The organism is Haloferax profundi (genome assembly GCF_001469865.1).
Lineage (GTDB): Archaea > Halobacteriota > Halobacteria > Halobacteriales > Haloferacaceae > Haloferax > Haloferax profundi.
Map to the genome: position 1 here is coordinate 1 of NZ_LOPV01000546.1, position 457 is coordinate 457.

At 58.9% G+C, this 457-nt stretch carries 1 pseudogene; it reads right to left on the reverse strand.

The window, feature by feature from the left end:
• Nucleotides 1–81: 81 nt before the first annotated feature.
• A pseudogene (locus tag AUR66_RS16510) lies at nucleotides 82–457 on the reverse strand (transcription initiation factor IIB 2); the annotation flags it as partial.

The window sequence follows — 457 nt, forward strand, 5'->3', positions numbered from 1 at the left end:
TGCGCGGCCAGCCAGCAGGCACTAACGATCGATTGAGTGTCTGTTTTGCCGAGAAGGCCCGAAATACTGGTGTCGGTACGATTACGCTGACGCGTCGCGCCGCATCGCCTGCAAATTGTCCTGTCCACTCGTGTCGAGGAGTTCTCGATATCGCTTTCGGATCGTCACTTCACTGATGTCGGTGACCTCACTGACGTCGCTTTGGGTCAATTCCGCGTCTGCGATGAGTGACCCCGCGTAGATGGCGGCTGCCGCGAGGCCAACGGGACTCTTTCCACTGTGGACGCCTTTCTGTTTCGCAGTCTGGAGGAGCGAGCGCGCGTATTGTTCGACAGCGTCGTCGACGCCGAGTTCGGAGACGAACCGTGGGAGATACTGTACCGGGTCAGCCGGTTGGATGTCGAGACCCAACTCCCGAGAGATGTATCGGTAGGTTCGGGTGAGTTCGAGCCTATCC